General features: G+C 56.3%; 17 protein-coding genes and 1 pseudogene. 11 read left to right on the forward strand and 7 right to left on the reverse strand.

What is annotated here, in order from left to right:
- The 5 genes and pseudogenes from AB5Y86_RS14210 to AB5Y86_RS14230 form a co-directional block, all read right to left on the reverse strand.
- Positions 1–287 (reverse strand): annotated as a pseudogene (locus AB5Y86_RS14210) (IS3 family transposase); the annotation flags it as partial.
- 110 nt (positions 288–397) lie between these two features.
- Positions 398–1756 carry an NCS2 family permease gene (locus AB5Y86_RS14215; protein WP_005340164.1) on the reverse strand — a complete coding sequence of 453 codons (1359 nt, stop codon included), beginning with the start codon at positions 1754–1756 and terminating at the stop codon, positions 398–400.
- 305 nt (positions 1757–2061) lie between these two features.
- Positions 2062–2274, reverse strand: coding sequence for an RNA chaperone/antiterminator CspA (gene cspA, locus AB5Y86_RS14220; RefSeq protein ID WP_005316548.1), 213 nt, complete (start codon positions 2272–2274; stop codon positions 2062–2064).
- Positions 2275–2869: 595 nt separating this feature from the next.
- Positions 2870–3154: a DUF3811 domain-containing protein gene (yjbD, locus tag AB5Y86_RS14225; RefSeq protein ID WP_005340165.1), complete on the reverse strand. Its 285-nt coding sequence runs from the start codon at positions 3152–3154 to the stop codon at positions 2870–2872.
- Positions 3155–3300: 146 nt separating this feature from the next.
- Positions 3301–4203, reverse strand: a complete 903-nt coding sequence (locus AB5Y86_RS14230) for a cation diffusion facilitator family transporter (protein WP_368193121.1) — start codon at positions 4201–4203, stop codon at positions 3301–3303.
- A 461-nt stretch (positions 4204–4664) separates the two neighbouring features.
- Between AB5Y86_RS14230 and AB5Y86_RS14235 the strand changes: the two genes are divergently transcribed.
- Entirely contained in the window at positions 4665–4790 is a 126-nt protein-coding gene (locus AB5Y86_RS14235; RefSeq protein ID WP_019445191.1) for a hypothetical protein, read from the forward strand.
- 72 nt (positions 4791–4862) lie between these two features.
- Here AB5Y86_RS14235 and AB5Y86_RS14240 read toward each other — a convergent pair whose 3' ends face one another.
- Together AB5Y86_RS14240 and AB5Y86_RS14245 are read right to left on the reverse strand one after the other, a co-directional pair.
- Complete coding sequence (locus AB5Y86_RS14240; protein ID WP_368193141.1) at positions 4863–5606, reverse strand: substrate-binding periplasmic protein; 744 nt, start codon at positions 5604–5606, stop codon at positions 4863–4865.
- 148 nt (positions 5607–5754) lie between these two features.
- Complete coding sequence (locus tag AB5Y86_RS14245; RefSeq protein WP_005340181.1) at positions 5755–6342, reverse strand: single-stranded DNA-binding protein; 588 nt, start codon at positions 6340–6342, stop codon at positions 5755–5757.
- 426 nt (positions 6343–6768) lie between these two features.
- Here AB5Y86_RS14245 and AB5Y86_RS14250 point away from each other — a divergent pair, with 426 nt between their 5' ends.
- The 10 genes from AB5Y86_RS14250 to AB5Y86_RS14295 all read left to right on the forward strand — a co-directional run bounded on the left by AB5Y86_RS14250 (position 6769) and on the right by AB5Y86_RS14295 (position 17662).
- Positions 6769–7416: a LuxR C-terminal-related transcriptional regulator gene (locus tag AB5Y86_RS14250; protein WP_042080923.1), complete on the forward strand. Its 648-nt coding sequence runs from the start codon at positions 6769–6771 to the stop codon at positions 7414–7416.
- Positions 7416–7859, forward strand: a complete 444-nt coding sequence (locus AB5Y86_RS14255) for a curli production assembly/transport protein CsgE (protein WP_052447194.1) — start codon at positions 7416–7418, stop codon at positions 7857–7859. The genes AB5Y86_RS14250 and AB5Y86_RS14255 overlap by 1 nt, the downstream gene beginning before the upstream one ends.
- An 11-nt stretch (positions 7860–7870) precedes the next feature.
- Positions 7871–8272 carry a curli assembly protein CsgF gene (locus AB5Y86_RS14260; RefSeq protein WP_042063493.1) on the forward strand — a complete coding sequence of 134 codons (402 nt, stop codon included), beginning with the start codon at positions 7871–7873 and terminating at the stop codon, positions 8270–8272.
- Between the two features lie 7 nt (positions 8273–8279).
- Positions 8280–9119 (forward strand): CsgG/HfaB family protein, encoded by an 840-nt coding sequence (locus AB5Y86_RS14265; protein WP_368193124.1) that lies wholly within the window; start codon positions 8280–8282, stop codon positions 9117–9119.
- Between the two features lie 186 nt (positions 9120–9305).
- Positions 9306–9827, forward strand: coding sequence for a curlin (locus AB5Y86_RS14270; protein WP_257688027.1), 522 nt, complete (start codon positions 9306–9308; stop codon positions 9825–9827).
- A 34-nt stretch (positions 9828–9861) separates the two neighbouring features.
- Positions 9862–11451 (forward strand): curlin, encoded by a 1590-nt coding sequence (locus AB5Y86_RS14275; protein WP_368193126.1) that lies wholly within the window; start codon positions 9862–9864, stop codon positions 11449–11451.
- A gap of 134 nt (positions 11452–11585) precedes the next feature.
- Positions 11586–11876, forward strand: coding sequence for a curli-like amyloid fiber formation chaperone CsgH (gene csgH, locus AB5Y86_RS14280; protein WP_368193128.1), 291 nt, complete (start codon positions 11586–11588; stop codon positions 11874–11876).
- An 89-nt stretch (positions 11877–11965) separates the two neighbouring features.
- On the forward strand, positions 11966–14794 hold the full coding sequence (gene uvrA, locus AB5Y86_RS14285) for an excinuclease ABC subunit UvrA (RefSeq protein ID WP_368193129.1): 2829 nt from the start codon (positions 11966–11968) through the stop codon (positions 14792–14794).
- Positions 14795–14915: 121 nt separating this feature from the next.
- The gene (locus tag AB5Y86_RS14290) at positions 14916–16589 is read left to right on the forward strand and encodes a diguanylate cyclase (RefSeq protein WP_368193130.1); all 1674 of its coding nucleotides are present in this window, start codon (positions 14916–14918) and stop codon (positions 16587–16589) included.
- A gap of 458 nt (positions 16590–17047) precedes the next feature.
- Positions 17048–17662: an OmpW family outer membrane protein gene (locus AB5Y86_RS14295; protein WP_368193131.1), complete on the forward strand. Its 615-nt coding sequence runs from the start codon at positions 17048–17050 to the stop codon at positions 17660–17662.
- Positions 17663–17679: the final 17 nt, after the last annotated feature.

A 17679-nucleotide genomic window follows, 5' to 3' on the forward strand; every position in this document is an offset into this window, starting at 1 on the left:
TGACTCATCAGCGCCAGCTGTTGCTCGAGTTCCTTGATGCGCTGTTCGGGCGTCTGGTTGTCGGGGTCAGGCATGGTGATGCTCCTGCCGGCACGTACAGAAGCCCCCTGGCTCCAATCTTGCCGACCATGTTTACGCAACCATACCAGAACGGTGGAACGGCCCTGAATGCCATAACGCACCTGAGCCTGTTTGTAGGTGAGCTCGCCTTTTTCAATCTGCTCGACCAGTGCCAGTTTAAAAGTCAGCGAGTAATCGCGCTGTGTCCGTTTCACACCTTGTCGCATCGGGCTCTCCATTTATTGGGGGGAAAGGTGTAAACCATATTCAGGACGGGACACAGCCATGAAAAAGGGCCCCGCAGGGCCCTTCGCTACAACCGGAATATGCGGGCGGGTTAGATGGCCCAGCCACCGGCGTAGAAGATCACCAGCGCCAGGGCGATGATGACGGTACCGACATTGAGCTTCTTCCACTCGGCAGCGAAGATGCGGCCGACCACCAGGGCCACGAAGCCCAGCATGATGCCGGTCACGATGTTGCAGGTCAGCACGATAAAGACGGCGCACAGCATGCCGGAGAGCGCATCGACCGAGTCGCTGAAGTCCAGCTTGGTGACGTTGCCCAGCATCAGCAGACCGACGTACATCAGGGCCGGTGCGGTGGCGTAAGCCGGTACCAGATAGCTCAGCGGGGAGAGGAAGATCATCAGCAGGAACAGCACGCCGACCAGCGCGGCGGTCAGACCGGTCTTGCCACCGGCCGCGGTGCCTGCGGCGGATTCGATGTAGACGGCAGCCGGAGCACCACCAACGGCACCTGCCACCATGCTGCTGACGGAGTCGGCAGTCAGGGCCTTGCCGCCGCTGATGATGTGGCCACGTTCGTTGATGAGGCCAGCCTGACCGGCCACGGCACGGATGGTGCCGGTGGCGTCAAACACGGCGGTCATCACCAGCGCCAGTACGGTCGGAATGACTACCGGATTGAGGGCGCCCAGCAGATCCATGCTGCCAACCAGTGAGCCTTTCTCACCGGTCAGGCTCGGCATGGCGAAGAAGCCCTGCCAGGTTACTTTCGGGTCGAAGATAAGGCCGAGGATGGAGATGGCGATAATCACCATCAGGATGCCGCCCGGCACCTTGCGACGCTCCAGACCGAAGATGGCGGCCAGACCCAGCACCGTCATGATGACCGGGAAGGCGGTCACTTCACCCAGTTGAACCGGCAGACCGGCCCCTTCGTTCTTGATCACCATGCCAACACCGTTGGTGGCGATCAGCAGCAGGAACAGACCGATACCGATGCCGGTACCGTGGGCGATGCCGGAGGGGAGGTTGTCCAGGATCCACTGGCGCACGCCGGTGACGCTGATCAGGGTAAACAGCACACCCATCAGGAAGATGGCGCCCAGAGCGACCGGAATGCTCAGCCCCTGACCCAGCACCAGACTGAAGGCGGTAAAGGCGGTGAGGGAAATCGCGCAACCGATAGCCATCGGCAGCTTGGCCCACAGACCCATCAGCAGGGAGCCGAAGGCGGCGATCAAACAGGTGGCCACAAACACCGGGCCCTGCTCAAAGCCGGCGGCACCCAGCATGTTCGGCACCACTATGATGCTGTAGACCATCGCCAGGAAGGTGGTCAGCCCCGCGACCAGCTCCTGACGCACGCTGCTGCCGCGCGCAGAAATGGAAAAATAAGAGTCCAGAAAGCCGCCTGTCCCTGTTTGGGCGGCCATATCTTGCTTTGCCATAACTAATCCTGAAAGTGTGAAGGAAATCGTTTGCGTTGGTGGCGCGCAAAATAGCAAGAATTCGCGGCAAATACAGCGGATAACCTGACTTTTTCGTCACTATTTTACATTTTGAGTCCATTCGGAGCTCATTCTAAGACTCAAGCGGTGAGAGCGTGTAAGGGAGGGATCAAGCGGTCGGGGGAGGGGTGATCTGTGAGGAAAAAGCGGGGAAAAACAAAAAACCCGCCTAAGCGGGTTTTTTTAAATTCTTGCAGAGCTGTCAGCAGTTGGCATGAGCCATCAGCAGCATGCTCCGGCTTGAATTACAGACCAACTACGTTGGCAGCAGCCGGGCCTTTCTGGCCTTGCTCGATGGTGAACTCAACGCGCTGACCTTCGTCCAGAGTTTTGAAGCTGGTGGACTGGATAGCGGAGAAGTGTACGAACACGTCTTTGCTGCCGTCAGCCGGGGAGATGAAACCAAAACCTTTCTCAGCGTTGAAGAACTTAACGGTACCAGTCATTTTGTTAGACATAATAATTTCCTTAAATAGTGTTGAATGCCACCTAAATGGCAATTTTTGATTTTTCGTCAGCAATACGTATGGGGAGCACTAAAGAAGGAGAATTATTTGATAAGAATTATCCGAGGATAACGCTTATGCTAATCACTGCTTTACTAAAATGACTGCCTAACATAATCAGGTCTGAACTGCCGAACCATCGAGAAAGATTAAAACACGCTCTCATTTTTAAAGCAAACTTTATCTCGATATTAATGTTTTGTAACAGCCAAAAATATCATTTTTTATAGTAAACATGATGCATTTCAACGGCATAGAAAAATCAGTGCAGACTCATATCACCCTGTGGCAAGCCAGATTCGGCTTTTTTGTCCTGACTATGTAGCCAGTTCTGGCAAAAAATATGAGAAAAAATGCAAAGGTGGCGATAGATGGGGATTGTCAGTTGTCGTTCTCTCTAACTCACAATGTAAATCACTTCTTTGCTGCTGCGATTAGCTTCTGAGCGGCAAATCAATGGCAGCGCCAAATCTGGCGCATCGAGCATCGCCCAGACATGCAAACGCCCGCTGGCACCAAGTGCCAGCGGGCGTTTTGCAAGAAGGGATCAGCGCTTGCTGCGAAACTTGTTGCTGACCGAATCAATCCAGCTGAAGGTTTCCGGCAGTACCTGATTCTTGGCGCGCTCTTTGGCTTTCTCGCGAGCCAGCTTGGAGGCAGCCTTGGCTGCTTCGGCGCGGTCCGCCACAATTTTCAGGCGACCCTCTTCGCGGATCTTGTTCCGCTCTCCGTTGGTCAGCTGGTGGTCTGCATTGGCTTGTGCCTTTTGCAATAACAAGGCTATCTCGGCTTTTTCGGCCTCGGTCAGATCTTTCATTTCCAGCTTTTTCACGGCGCGCTCCTGCGGCAGGGTGGTTAGACACCCTAACACAGTTGTGCCGATCACTTCTTATGCAATCGGCTTTCCGGCAGTAAAAATGCGGGTTTGTGCCAACTTTCCGTTATTTCGCTGCCACTTTCCCGCCTGTTTGCCACATTTCAATTTATGGCGAGCGGCGAGGGCAGCTCTTGTTCCTCCGGCTCGACGTGGATAAGCACGATGGCGTGGGGCAGCTGCGCCATGATGGCGTGTTCGATGCGATCACAGATATCGTGGGCTTCGCCGATGCTCATCTCCGGGGGTAGGGTGAGGTGGAAGTCGATATGGCGACGACGACCGGCACGACGGCTGCGCAGATCGTGAAAACCGCTGGCGGCAGGGCAGCATTCGGTGATGATGCGGCTGGTCATCGCCAGCTCTTCCGGGCTCATGCTCTGGTCGATCAGCGGCTGGAAGGCCTCGTTGAGCATGCTGATGGCCTCTCTGACAATAAAGATGGCGACCGCAATGGCGACCAGCGGGTCGAGGATGGCGAGTGAATGGCCAAACAGACCGGCCAGCCAGATCCCGCCAAGACCGACGGCGACACCGGCTGAAGTGAGCACATCCGCCTTGAGATGGAGCGCATCGGCAGCCAGCGCGACCGACTCCTCCTCTCGGGCCACCTTGTAGAGGTAGGCCGAGACACCGCTGTTGACCAGCGCCGAGATCACCATCACCAGCACGCCCCAGCCAATGCTTTCAATCGGGCTGGGGGAGATCAGCTTGTCGACGGCTTCGAAGATGATCCAGCCCGCGGCCAGCAAGATAAGCAGTGCTTCGATGACGCCGGAGACATTTTCAATCTTGTCGTGACCATAGGGGTGGCGTTCATCGGGCGGGAGATCGGACTTTTTCACCGCGAACAGGGCGATCAGGGCCGCCACCAGATCCATGGCGGAGTGGATCGCCTCCGAGATGATACTGACCGAGCCGCTGGCGAAACCGGCCACCATTTTCATGATGATCAGACTGATATTGGAGCAGACCGACACCATGGCGGCTCTGGTTTTTCTGTTCATGTCACAGCTTCCTGAATAAAAACGGATATTTCGGTGCGGCGCGCATTATATCCGGCTGACCGGAAATAACCTATTCGGTGTTGTAATCTGATGTTTCCGATGATATTGCGAATGCTTATTAAAATGGTGACCTCTTGCGCGGCAATAAATAATGAGAGGGATTTATATTTCTCCGTGAAAATATCTAGCCAACGATGACTTAATATAAGCGTGACAACATTTAATAATGCGAATTACTCTTTTTTGGTCTTTCCTGTCGAGGTCCTTTGGCCTCCGCGCTCAGGGGGCGGAGCACAGCATTTTTTGGACGAGAATGAGGCTGGATCCGGATGCCGCTGGAGGGTATGCTGGGTCTGGTGATGGTCTTGCACCATCCCACCAAGCGTACTGAATTTGATGATTCGGATGGCATGCTGGCTCCCATGAGGAACCAACTGTCTGGGTAACATTTTTGGAGTTTGATGATGAGTAACAAAGAACATCACAACGGCAAAGATGCCAAGAAAAAACCGCAGATGTCACTGAAAGAGAAACGCGAAGCCAAACGTCAGAAAGCAGAACTGAAAAACGGCAGTGCAATGAAGTAACGCTCCCCTACTGCTGTTCCTTCGGAGCCAGTACAAAGCCAGCCCTTACCGGCTGGCTTTTATGTTTGTGGCTCACGGCGTGGCGCCGTAAGCCGCGAAAATCTGGTGATAACGACCATCCTGACGCATTGCCTCAAGGCGCTTATCAAACAGATTGCGGGCATCGGCCGTTCGGAAGGCAAAGTGATAGACGGTGGGCGGGAAGAGGTCTGCTTGCCTGACCTGATTGCGCTCGTAGTGCTCGCCTGCCTGAGCGGTGGCAATCAGCTGGTCGAGGTAGTAGTAGAACACCCGCTCCTCCAGTACGACTGCATCCACCCTGCCGCGCATTAGCTGATGTACCTGCACCTGCTGCTTGGCTACCTCCTCATAGTGGGGATTCTGGTTGGCCATGGTGGCGAACGCGCCCCCCAGAATGATCCTTGCCCGTTGAAAGGCGGTGACCCGTTTTGAATGCAGATCGTCCAGAGTACTGATGTGGGTGCTGCGCAGGGTGAAGATCCGGTTATGGAAGGTGATAACGGGCTGGGTCAGAACGTGAGGATCAACCATACCGGGTCTGACGTTGATGATGGCATCCAGCTTTCCTGACTCGAACAGGCGGAAGGTACGCTCCAGCGGCAGAAATTCAAAGCTGGGCTCATAGCCGCTGCCAGTGAACGCCTCTTTCAGCAGATCCAGCTCGATGCCACTCTGATTACTTTCGATCACATATGGAGGGATGGCAAAGCTGACCCCGACCTTGAGTGGTGTTGCCTGCAACTGGCAGGACAGCATGCTGGTCAGCAGTAGCAATAAAGGGGTGAGCAGTTTCATTGCACTTTTCACAAAGCGTTCCTGTGGAGAATATCCATCACTGTAGGGGAGGCAACCAAAAAGCGTTATATCCCTTTCGGGCTGAGAGGTTAGCCTGAGTGCATAAAAAAAGACCCTGAGTTATCAGGGCCTTTTCAATATTCTGTTCTTAGAAAGGGATATCGTCGTCGAAATCCATCGGCGGCTCGTTATATACCGGCGGCGCAGATTGCGGCTGCTGGGCAGGACGGCCATAACCGCCTTGCGGCTGCATGTTCTGCTGCGGAGCCGGTGCCGGGCGCTGCTGATTCATCGGCTGCTGGGCAGGCATGCTCTGCTGTGGCTGACCCCAGTTACCCTGGGATTGGCCACCCATGTTCTGGCCCATACCCTGACCGCCTTGCGGACGGCCACCCAGCATCTGCATCACGCCAGTGAAGCTGTCGACCAGCACTTCAGTGGTGTAGCGCTCCTGGCCGCTCTGATCCTGCCATTTGCGGGTTTGCAGTTTGCCTTCCACATAGACCTGGGAGCCCTTCTTCAGGTACTCGCCAGCCACTTCGGCCAACTTGCCCATGAAGACGACGCGATGCCATTCGGTACGCTCTTTCTGCTCACCAGTCTGCTTGTCGCGCCAGGTTTCAGAGGTAGCCAGAGTAATGTTGGTCACAGCACCGCCACTCGGCATGTAGCGTACTTCCGGGTCTTGCCCGAGGTTACCGATCAGAATGACTTTATTGATGCCTCGACTGGCCATAATCTCTCTTCCACCTTATTTACCGGCCAGGTCGAAACCTGGTCCAACACGACTAGATACCTGATTAGTTGCTGTGTGCGGGGCGCAATGTCCCGCAGACGCATGTGACGGTCATAGTAACAGTTGCGAAGCGGATTGGCAGCATCCTTAACCGGCTTGATGTGCCAAAGGCAACTGTTGGCTCCTGCTGTAGTGATGGTCGGGTTGCAGCTGTTTCCGGCGCGTCCGGCATCACATTTCTGCCATATATTCCTGTTATGCTGGCTGATTGGCGAATTGGAACAGGTTTTTAAATCGACTAAAAACATATGGTTACGATATTTATGAGATCCATTCTCATACTTTTTTAATATTGTGCTCCCATACCTCCTTGGTAGACTCAGTCGGCCAGATTAGGTGGTTTACAGGTTCAAGGAAGAGCACACAATGAAAGCCGCATGCCCGATCGCACTGGTCACTGAAAATAATGTGCAGGCCAGCACATTTGCTGCATACCTCATCTCTCATTTGAGCCGTCCCGTCCAGCTAATCCACGAGATTAATCAGCTAGATAACCAGTGTGACGGCACGCTGTTTCTCATCGATCTCGACTATATCCGCTCTGGACAGTCACTGGGCTGGAACCGGGCGATCTCCGAACGCTTTGGCATGGCGACCACTGTGCTGCTCAATGCTCCCACTGCGACGGATCGCGACCTGCTGCTGATGTGGCCGCAGATCTGCGGTCTGTTTTTCCGTCAGGATCCGCTCGACAGACTGGTTGCTGGGTTGCAGAAAATCCTGTTGGGCGAGTACTGGATGCCGCGCCACCTGCTGTGCGAGCTGGTCGAATACTATCGCCAGGGCAACAGTTATCTGCTGCGTAACGACACTCTGCTGACCGCCAGAGAGCAGGAGATCATCCGTTATCTGATGACGGGCGCCTCCAATGTCGAGATCGCCGACAGCCTGTTTGTCAGCGAGCACACCGTCAAATCCCACCTCTATAACGTCTTTAAAAAGCTGAATGTGAAGAACCGGATCCAGGCGGTGAGCTGGGCCAAAGAGTATCTCGATGCTCCGGACTCCCACTGATGAAAGCGTTCTCTCTTGCGTGTTGCCTCGCGCTGCTCTGGGGCTGCACGACCGTTGTGGCGGCCGAGGCCGATGCACCGCTGGAGTCGGTGCAGCCGGAGCAGGAGAGTGATCGGCTGGATGTGGATGGTTTGGTGCTGGATCGCACTTTTACCCGCTTCGGTCAGGGCTTTTATAACGAATTTACCCGGTTGCGCAGTGATGAAGACCCGGATGCCAGAGAAAATCTGACGATTCATGAGCGCCCGACAGCCCGCTGGGGCAGCCTGATCTGGATCACCCATAACCGGAAGGTGATTTTTAAAACCGCGCTCTCTCCCGGCCGCAATCAACAGGAGCAGAGCGCCAAACTGGCTTGGTCACAGGTCAGGCAGACCCTCGAACAGCAGAAGATCGCGACCCTGTTCATGGATACCTTCGATTTGGAACATGATGAACTATAAGGATATTTCTCATGCGTGCCCGGTTATGGCTAGTTGCAGCACTGATAGCGCCAGCGCTCCATGCGTCGGAGCTTGTCTATCGCCCCGTCAACCCCAGCTTTGGGGGTAACCCTCTCAACAGCAGTCATCTGCTTGGCACCGCCAATGCGCAGAATGATTACAAGGATCCCGCCAGTGGCAGCGGTAGCAGCGGCACCTCGGCGCTGGATCGCCTGACCTCCAACCTGCAATCCCGCCTGATCAGCCAGCTGTTGGCCGATATCGGCAAGGATGGCAGCCAGAGCGGCAGTCTGGTGACCGATGATTTTGCCATCAATGTGGTGGATGAAGATGGCACCCTGGTGGTTTCGATCACCGACCGGGTGACCAACCAGACCACCATGATCGAAGTGAATGGCCTGATTGCCGACTGAGGGCGCGATGAAACGACAACTGTTATTGATAGCGCCCCTGCTTGCGCTGGCTGGCTGTGCGACCCATATCGGCTCGCCCGTTGCCGATGAGAAGGCAACCCTGATGCCGCGATCCGTCTCTTACAAGGAGCTGATCAGTCTGCCCAAGCCAAAAGGGAAAATTGTCGCGGCCGTCTACGATTTTCGCGATCAGACCGGTCAGTACCTGCCAGCACCGGCGTCCAACTTTTCCACGGCGGTCACTCAGGGCGGGGTGGCCATGCTGAGCACGGCTTTGTGGGATTCCCAATGGTTTGTGCCGCTGGAGCGGGAAGGGCTGCAGAACCTGCTGACCGAACGCAAGATTGTGCGGGCGGCCCAGAACAAGCCCAACGTTCCCGGCAACAATGCCAATCAACTGCCCTCGCTGGTCGCCGCCAACATCTTGATCGAGGGGGGGATCGTCGCCTATGACAGCAATGTGCGCACCGGCGGGGCGGGGGCCAAGTATTTTGGCATCGGTGCCAGCGGGGAGTACCGGGTCGATCAGGTGACGGTCAATCTGCGAGCCGTCGATATCCGTTCAGGCCGGATCCTGAACAGTGTCACCACCTCCAAGACAGTACTGTCGCAACAGGTGCAGGCCGGGGTATTCCGTTTCGTCGAGTACAAGCGCCTGCTGGAGGCCGAGGCCGGTTTCAGCACCAATGAGCCGGTACAGATGTGTGTCATGTCGGCTATCGAGTCCGGGGTGATCCGGTTGATTGCCAATGGTGTGCGGGACAATCTGTGGCAACTGGCCGACCAGCGGGATATAGACAATCCGATCCTGCAGGAGTACCTGCAAGACAATGCCCCGCTGCTTTGAGTTTTCCCGCTCGCGCAATGCCCTCCCTGGTGGAGGGCATTTTTTTGGCCTCCATCGAATACGAATTAAGACTTTCTGCTCAGCGACAGGGCGGCGCTTTTCATCCTCGAATCAGCGGAGTGCCTGATAGGCCGCCTCTGGTCTGACAGGGATACTGTGGGCGTTTTCCAACAAGGCGATGGCGCGATGAAACACCTGTTGAGTGCTCTCTTTTTCCTGCTGATATCGGGCGCCCCGCAACTCGCCGCAGAGCCTGCCGTTTTCGACGAGCTGGCGATGGCAAGCGAGCTGGATTCCGGTCTGCAGAGCGATGGGAATCAGGCTCTGTTGTGGCAACTCGGTAGCGAGCAGCAACTGCACCTCACCCAGCAAGGGGAGCTGAATCAGGCGCGCCTGCTGCAACAGGGTTGGGCCAATGAGTTGGCGCTCTCCCAGGTGGGAGATGAGAACTGGGTCAATGGCGCGCAACTGGGCGAAGGCAATAGCGCCGAGCTCTATCAGGCGGGTATCAATAACCGGATTTGGCTGCTGCAACAAGGCAGCGGCAATGAAGCCTGGATCAGTCAGCAAGGGGCAGACAATCAGGCCCGGGCGATCCAGCTGGGTGATGGCAATCTGGCCAGCATCGAGCAAAACGGTAACGGATTGGCGGCAACCGTTATTCAGACGGGAGCCAATCAGCAAGTAAATGTCGTTCAAACCAACTGAGCCTAGGCTCAACCATTAGCACGAGAGGGAAATCATGTTTAAACGTACCATCATTGCCTCGGCAGTTCTTCTGGCGACCAGCACCGCTTGGGCGGCATCTACTGGCAATCAGGCTGAGGTGACTCAGGCTCAATTCTCCAGCGGCAACCTGGCGTACATCCAGCAGGTCGAAGAGAGCACGGCTAACAAGGCGGCGATCTATCAACAGGGTAACGACAACCTCGCCTCGACCGAGCAGCGCAATACCGGTGCTTCCACTGCTGATATCAAGCAAGCCGGTGGCCAGAACGAAGGGGAGGTATTGCAGCAGGGGGTGACCAATAAATCGACCGCGACCATTGATACCAACGGGCAACTGAACAAGGCCTCGATTACCCAGCAGTACTACAACGGTGAGGCCACGGCCCGGGTGAGCCAGCTCGGTGACAGTAACAATGCTCTCATTAAACAGGATGATGGTAACGGCGCCATTTCAGTGATTGAGCAGCAAGCGGATGGTAACAGCGCGCAGATCAATAACTACTGGTCTGATTATGCCAGCGCGACCATTACCCAGTCAGGAGAAGGTGGGCATATTGCGGATGTCGATCAACGCGAATCCGATGGTGCCGTTGCCAGCGTGGCTCAAGAGGGTGGCAATAACACGGCCTTAGTCGCACAACGTACAAGCAACTTCGGTTACGGCGCAAACGAGGGCACCTCTGCGGTCGTCAAGCAAAGTGGCAATGACAACACTGCCGAGGTCACTCAGCTGGGGCTGGCCAACGTGGCAACGGTGGAGCAAAGCGGGACCGCTGGCAGCGTGACAGCCCAGCAGTCTGGTGCGACCGCCGGACAAGGGAACAACCTGCTGGCCAAGCAGGCTGGTTCCAGTGAAACCGCCTTTCTGACCCAGACCGGGAGTCGTAACCAGATCGACTCTGACCAAAGTGGCACCGATGATATGTTGACCATCACCCAGAATGGTAACGAGAACATCGCCAACGCCAGACAGAGCGGCACTGGTGAAACGGCGGTCGTGACTCAGCTGGGTAATGGCAACCAGGCCGATACCAACCAGCAGGGGGCTGGCAACACTGCACAGGTCACTCAGAATGGCAGCAATAACCAGGCAGTGGTTGATCAGCTGGCCAGCAGCGTGGGTGGGTCTGTCACTATCGATCAGTTGGGTAGCGACAACTATGCCAATGCAGTGCAAGAGGAAGGTAGTCGCAACAAGGTCGATATTGACCAGAACGGCACTGGCAACCAGGTTGCCGCCGCACGTGGCGTTGAGGGCAAAGGAGCCTGGACCTGGGGCTCAGACAACGAGCTGGTCGTGGCTCAGAAAGGTACTGACAACTGGGCTTATGCCGATGCGTCTCACTCTGACTCTGTAGTCAAAGTGACCCAGGATGGCGAGCTGAACAATGCTAAGGTCGAATCCTATCTGGGTAGCGACAACACGCTCACCGTGAGCCAGTTCGGTGAAAAACACGTGGCCAACGTTTACGTCAATGGCGGCATGGGTGGTGGTAATAACGAAGTCGACGTTGCACAAATCGACAGCCTCAACACTGCCAATGTGACTGTCTATGGCAGCGATAACATGGCCTATGTCTATCAGGGGTCTGGTAGCAACTGATGGTTGTTTCCGTATTCAGGGGCCTGCGGGCCCCTCTTTTATTGGTGCTGTTCTGTGGGTTGATGCTGGTTTATCGCGTTCCTTCACCAGCAACTGCAAGGGAAACCGAGATAGAACCCGATCCGTCGATCCGCTTGTCCCTCAATATGGTGCAGAGCGAACAGGGGCTGTCACTTTCACCGACGCTGCTCAGCAAGCGCAACTTGAAGGTGAGCTTCAGGTTGCTGGTGTATGGCGAAGGGGCTGCCGGGAGGACGACTCAGCGCCAGAGCCGCAATCTGTCGCTGCAGGCTGGAGTGGTCATGGCGGTTGGCAAAATAGGGCTGAGTTTGCGTTGCCCCTATCGGGTCGAGGTCACCGCCCGGATGTGGCAAAACGAGCGGCTGCTGGTGGAGAAAAAAGAGCAGATGGCGTGCGCCGGATGATGCGCATTTCATCTCATGACTGTCTATTCATCCAGTACTCTCTATGCCATACTGACTCGCTCAGGTTTCTGTATCGAGCGTGCAACAAGATGGAAAAGATCGTGGTCCGGGGTGCTCGCACCCACAACCTCAAGAACATCAATCTGACCCTGCCCCGCGACAAGCTGATCGTGGTCACCGGCCTCTCCGGCTCGGGCAAATCCTCTCTGGCGTTCGATACCCTCTATGCCGAGGGGCAGCGCCGCTATGTGGAGTCCCTCTCCGCCTATGCCCGCCAATTCCTCTCCTTGATGGAGAAGCCGGACGTCGACCATATCGAGGGGCTCTCGCCCGCCATCTCCATCGAACAGAAGTCCACTTCCCACAACCCGCGCTCGACCGTCGGTACCATCACCGAGATCTACGACTACCTGCGTCTGCTGTTTGCCCGGGTCGGTGAGCCCCGCTGTCCGACCCACGCCATTCCGCTCGCCGCCCAGACCATCAGCCAGATGGTGGATCAGGTGCTGGCTCAACCGGAGGGGAGCAAGCTGATGCTGCTGGCCCCGGTGGTGCGCGATCGCAAGGGGGAGCACACCAAGCTGCTGGAGAATCTGGCGGCCCAGGGCTACATCCGTGCCCGTATCGACGGCGAGGTGTGCGATCTCTCCGATCCTCCTACGTTGGAGCTGCACAAGAAGCACACCATCGAGGTGGTGGTGGATCGCTTCAAGGTGCGCGAGGACCTTGCCTTGCGTTTGGCCGAGTCGTTCGAAACGGCGCTGACCCTCTCCGGCGGCATTGTGCTGGTGGTGCCGATGGATGGGGATGAGGGAGTTGCCCCCATGACCTTCTCCGCCAACTTTGCCTGTCCGGAGTGCGGCTACTCCATGTCGGAGCTGGAGCCGCGCATCTTCTCTTTCAACAACCCGGCCGGAGCCTGCCCGACTTGTGACGGTCTCGGGGTGCAGCAATATTTCGATCCGGCCAAGGTGATCGGCGATCCGGCCATCAGCCTGGCCAACGGCGCCATCCGTGGCTGGGACAAGCGCAGCTTCTACTACTTCCAGATGCTGAAATCCCTCTCCGAGCACTACAAGTTCGATCTGGAGACGCCGTGGGAGGATCTGCCGGTCAAGACCCAGGAGGTGATCCTGCGCGGCTCCGGTCGCACCGAGATCGAGTTCCGCTATATGAACGACCGCGGCGACGTGGTAGTGCGCAAGCACCCGTTCGAGGGGATCCTGCACAACATGGAGCGGCGCTACCGGGAGACCGAATCCAACTCGGTGCGTGAAGAGCTCTCCAAATATATCGCGAACAAATCCTGTACCAGCTGCGGCGGCAGTCGACTGCGGGAGGAGGCGCGCCACGTTTTCGTCGACAACCGTAACCTGCCGGCCATCGCCGAGCAGTCTATCGGCGATGCGCTCGCCTTCTTCGAAGGGCTGAACCTCACCGGACAGCGCGCCCAGATCGCCGAGAAGATCTTGAAAGAGATCGTCGAGCGGCTTGGCTTCCTGGTGAATGTGGGTCTCAACTACCTGAGCCTGTCCCGCAGTGCCGAGACCCTCTCCGGCGGCGAAGCGCAGCGCATTCGACTGGCCAGCCAGATCGGTGCCGGGCTGGTGGGCGTCATGTATGTACTCGATGAGCCTTCCATCGGTCTGCATCAGCGTGACAACGAGCGGTTGCTCAAGACCCTCACCCATCTACGCGATCTCGGCAACACGGTGATCGTGGTGGAGCACGACGAGGATGCCATTCGACTCGCCGACCACGTGCTCGATATCGGCCCGGGGGCGGGTGTGCATGGCGGCGAAATTGTTGCGCAGGGCACCCCCCAGCAGATCATCGACAATCCGGAGTCGCTCACCGGTGACTACCTCTCCGGTCGCAAACAGATCGCCATTCCGGCCGAGCGCACCCCGCTCACCGGCAAGTGGCTGAAACTCAAGGGGGCGAGCGGCAACAACCTGCGCAACGTCAACCTGGATCTGCCCATCGGGGTGATGACCTGCGTTACCGGCGTCTCCGGCTCCGGCAAGTCGACCCTGATCAACGACACCCTGTTCCGCATCGCCCACCGCGAGCTCAACAAGGCCACCGAGTCCACCCCGGCGCCCTATCGCAGCGTCGAGGGGCTGGAGCATCTGGACAAGGTGGTGGATATCGACCAGAGCCCCATCGGCCGTACCCCACGCTCCAACCCGGCCACCTATACCGGTTTGTTCACTCCGATCCGCGAGTTGCTCTCCGGTACCCAGGAGGCGCGTTCACGTGGCTATCAGCCTGGCCGCTTCTCCTTCAACGTGAAGGGGGGCCGCTGCGAGGCGTGTCAGGGAGATGGGGTCATCAAGGTGGAGATGCACTTTCTGCCGGATGTCTACGTGCCGTGCGATGTCTGCAAGGGCAAGCGCTACAACCGCGAGACCCTGGAGGTGAAGTACAAGGGCAAGAACATCCACGAGATCCTCGAGATGACGGTGGAAGATGCCCGCGAGTTCTTCGATCCTGTGCCGGCAGTGGCGCGCAAGCTGCAGACCCTGATGGACGTGGGCCTCTCCTATATCCGTCTCGGCCAGTCGGCCACCACGCTGTCGGGCGGCGAGGCGCAGCGGGTCAAGCTGGCGCGTGAGCTCTCCAAGCGGGACACCGGTCAGACTCTCTACATTCTGGATGAGCCGACCACAGGGCTGCACTTCCACGACATCCAGCAACTGCTCAAGGTACTGCACCAGTTGCGGGATCGCGGCAACACCATCGTCATCATCGAGCACAACCTTGATGTGGTAAAAACTGCCGACTGGATCGTCGATTTGGGACCGGAGGGCGGCGCCGGTGGTGGCCGCATTCTGGTGACGGGGACGCCGGAAGAGATTTGCACCAATAAAGAGTCTCATACAGCTCGTTTTTTACGACCGCTATTGGCGCTATAAGCCGTTATAATCGAGGGGCCTTTGGCCCCTTTTTGTTATAAAAATCGGGAGCATAGGGGGAAGCTCGTCAAGTGTGGGCAGGCTTGGCATCTCAGCATCATGGTAATGGATATATCGGGTTATGGCTCAAGCTCCGCGCACGATTGATCATCAGTTGGCTTACTCCATGTTCCCCATCTGGCTGGGGGCGATCCTGCTATTGCTGGTCCTGCTGGCGTGGGCCCAGATCCCGGCTGCCAGCCGGATTGAAGAGCAGCGAATGAAGGAGCATCTGCTGCGCGTGACCAAGGCGGTGCAGGCGGATGTGGCAGCTCTGGATGCATTCAGTCGGGATTGGGGCATCTGGGATGACAGCCATCGTTTTATGGACAACAAAAGTAGGGCGTACATCGAATCCAACCTATTCAGTGATATGCCGATGCGGGATTTTAGTCTCAACCTGATGAGCTTCATGGATCTCACCGGCTACGAAATCTGGACGCGCACCCTGCTACCCGATGCGCCGGGGGTTAATCCGGATCAGTTTCCCTACTTCCTTGATGAACTGAAAAAGCAGTTAAGGGCGCGCTCGGTGGCGCAAGGGGGCATCAATCTGCACGGGATCCGTGCTTCCCAGTGGGGGCCGCTGATGTACTCGTGGCAGCCGATCAGAAACAGTGACGAGTCGGCACCGTTCAACGGTTTCTTGCTGGTTGTACGTTGGCTCGACAAGGCCTATCTCGAGCAGGTATCGGAGCGTACCGCGCTACCTCTGGCGATCTCCCACGCCAATCTGGATGTCACCGCTACCTTCAAACCACTAAAACCGCAAATAACGTATCGCCTGATTGACCTTGGGCTCACCCGGCTCAGGGGAGAGGTGCGACTGCTCAACAGCGATAACCAGCCGGTGCTGACTCTGGTGATTGAGGAGGAGAGAAAGATCTTGAGTGGCGTCATGGAGGGGGCGCTCTGGACCTTTATCGGCATGCTGTTTATCAGTTTTATCTGCGTCATGATCGCCATGTACCGGCTCAACAGCATTGTGCTTACCCCGTTGCAGCAGCTGGTGTCGGCGCTACAACGCTTTGGCGATCGGCCAGATGCCACCTTGATCCCCTATATCGACAGCAGCGCCGAGATGGCGACCCTGAGTGGCAAGTTCAGGGAGATGGCCAGCAAGGTTAGTCAGCAACATGATGATTTGTTGGAAAAATCCAGCCAGATGGAGATGGCTGCATTCACCGATCCCTTGACCCGTTGCTTCAATCGTCGCTATCTCGATGGCTGGTTGCAGGCCAACCGGGCCAAACCTTGTCTGTTATTGCTGCTGGATCTGGATCATTTCAAGCGGATCAATGACCGCCTTGGCCATGACATCGGGGATCTGGTGCTGAAACAGTTGGCGGATCTGCTGCGCAAGGTGGTGACAGGAGAGCGCGAGCCTATCATCCGGCTGGGTGGGGAGGAGTTCTTGTTGCTGCTACAAGTGGATGACGAGCAAGAGTTGGCGTTGCGGGTCGAATATCTGCGCCAGCGTGTCGCTCAGCACCGCTTTGGCAGAGAGGATGCGCCACTCTGGTTGACGGTGTCGCTGGGGTTCTGCCGCTATCCGTTGCACCCGGAGTACCCGGATTCATTCTGGAGCCACAGCTTCAAACTGGCGGACATGGCGCTGTATCAGGCCAAAGTCGGCGGGCGAAATCGGTGGTGTGGCTACGCTGGTACCCTCTCTGCGGAGGGCATGGGCCAGACTCCGGAGCAGCTTGCTGAAGGGGGGAATATCACCCTGCTGCACTCTGTCAACCCGGATTAACCCTGCCGTACCAATACCAGATAGGCCAGGGCGACAATAAAACCGAGCAGGATAAAGAGAAAGGATCCGATTCCCCACACGGCCGCGAGAAAGGCCCCCACCTTTTGCCATTTCGACTCATTTTTCATAAATAAACCATTACTTCCCAGTAACTTGTGTGGCGCAAAAAATACGCTGATTTATCCATATAAACAACAATTAATAGCCGCACTGCCGTGCAATAAGATGTGGTTTGCTTGCGCCTTTTGGCGCTGGATGCGGGTAGTTACAACCTGTCGAAACAGGTATTTCGGCTTGTTGTCTGGGGACTCAACGAGATTGGGAGGGCGCGCAAAGATGTCACACCAATCGATTTATTTCTGTGCAACCTTTGCTCCAAGTCAATAACTTTGCATTTACAAGGGCATATAGTCAGCGGGCTTACAGCATCAAATGAAAACAAAAAAAGGGATTACGTGATGAAAAAATTACTTCCTCTGATGATTGCCGCTGCAGTGACCTCTCCTTTCGCCATGGCCCATCAGGCTGGTGATATTCTGGTTCGTGGTGGTTTGGCCATCGTTTCTCCTCAGGAGAGCAGTGACAACGTATTGGGTACCGGTGAATTTGAGATTAACAGTAATCAACAGCTTGGCCTGACCCTCGGTTATATGATCACCGACAACTGGGGTGTTGAGTTGCTGGCTGCAACCCCATTCTCCCATAGAGTGAGTACTCGCGATCTTGGTGAGATTGCCAAGGTTAAACATCTGCCTCCAACATTGATGGCCCAGTACTATTTTGGCGATGCCCAGAGCAAGGCTCGCCCGTATGTTGGTGTGGGTGTGAACTACACCACCTTCTTTGATGAGAAGGGGGTGGGAGCACTTGATGGTGCCAATATCAGCCTTGACGACTCTTGGGGTCTGGCAGGTCAGGTCGGTATCGATATGGCGGTTACAGATCGCTGGTTTGTAAACGGTTCAGCCTGGATCATGGATATCGATACAGATGTTAAAGTTGATGGTGTTGGCACCTTCAAAACGCATATCGACCCGATGGCCTTTATGGTGGGTGTTGGCTACCGCTTCTAATGATTCTGACTGCGGTT

The organism is Aeromonas sp. s8 (assembly GCF_040907785.1).
Lineage (GTDB): Bacteria > Pseudomonadota > Gammaproteobacteria > Enterobacterales > Aeromonadaceae > Aeromonas > Aeromonas veronii.

Coding starts and splice junctions, on each gene's coding strand:
- AB5Y86_RS14265 (WP_368193124.1), top strand. CDS start 8,280: ATGAAACGACAACTGTTATTGATAGCGCCCCTGCTTGCGCTGGCTGGC.
- AB5Y86_RS14245 (WP_005340181.1), bottom strand. CDS start 6,342: ATGGCCAGTCGAGGCATCAATAAAGTCATTCTGATCGGTAACCTCGGG.
- AB5Y86_RS14295 (WP_368193131.1), top strand. CDS start 17,048: ATGAAAAAATTACTTCCTCTGATGATTGCCGCTGCAGTGACCTCTCCT.
- AB5Y86_RS14260 (WP_042063493.1), top strand. CDS start 7,871: ATGCGTGCCCGGTTATGGCTAGTTGCAGCACTGATAGCGCCAGCGCTC.
- AB5Y86_RS14275 (WP_368193126.1), top strand. CDS start 9,862: ATGTTTAAACGTACCATCATTGCCTCGGCAGTTCTTCTGGCGACCAGC.
- AB5Y86_RS14270 (WP_257688027.1), top strand. CDS start 9,306: ATGAAACACCTGTTGAGTGCTCTCTTTTTCCTGCTGATATCGGGCGCC.
- AB5Y86_RS14250 (WP_042080923.1), top strand. CDS start 6,769: ATGAAAGCCGCATGCCCGATCGCACTGGTCACTGAAAATAATGTGCAG.
- uvrA (WP_368193129.1), top strand. CDS start 11,966: ATGGAAAAGATCGTGGTCCGGGGTGCTCGCACCCACAACCTCAAGAAC.
- AB5Y86_RS14290 (WP_368193130.1), top strand. CDS start 14,916: ATGGCTCAAGCTCCGCGCACGATTGATCATCAGTTGGCTTACTCCATG.
- AB5Y86_RS14255 (WP_052447194.1), top strand. CDS start 7,416: ATGAAAGCGTTCTCTCTTGCGTGTTGCCTCGCGCTGCTCTGGGGCTGC.
- AB5Y86_RS14215 (WP_005340164.1), bottom strand. CDS start 1,756: ATGGCAAAGCAAGATATGGCCGCCCAAACAGGGACAGGCGGCTTTCTG.
- AB5Y86_RS14240 (WP_368193141.1), bottom strand. CDS start 5,606: ATGAAACTGCTCACCCCTTTATTGCTACTGCTGACCAGCATGCTGTCC.
- cspA (WP_005316548.1), bottom strand. CDS start 2,274: ATGTCTAACAAAATGACTGGTACCGTTAAGTTCTTCAACGCTGAGAAA.
- AB5Y86_RS14235 (WP_019445191.1), top strand. CDS start 4,665: ATGATGAGTAACAAAGAACATCACAACGGCAAAGATGCCAAGAAAAAA.
- AB5Y86_RS14230 (WP_368193121.1), bottom strand. CDS start 4,203: ATGAACAGAAAAACCAGAGCCGCCATGGTGTCGGTCTGCTCCAATATC.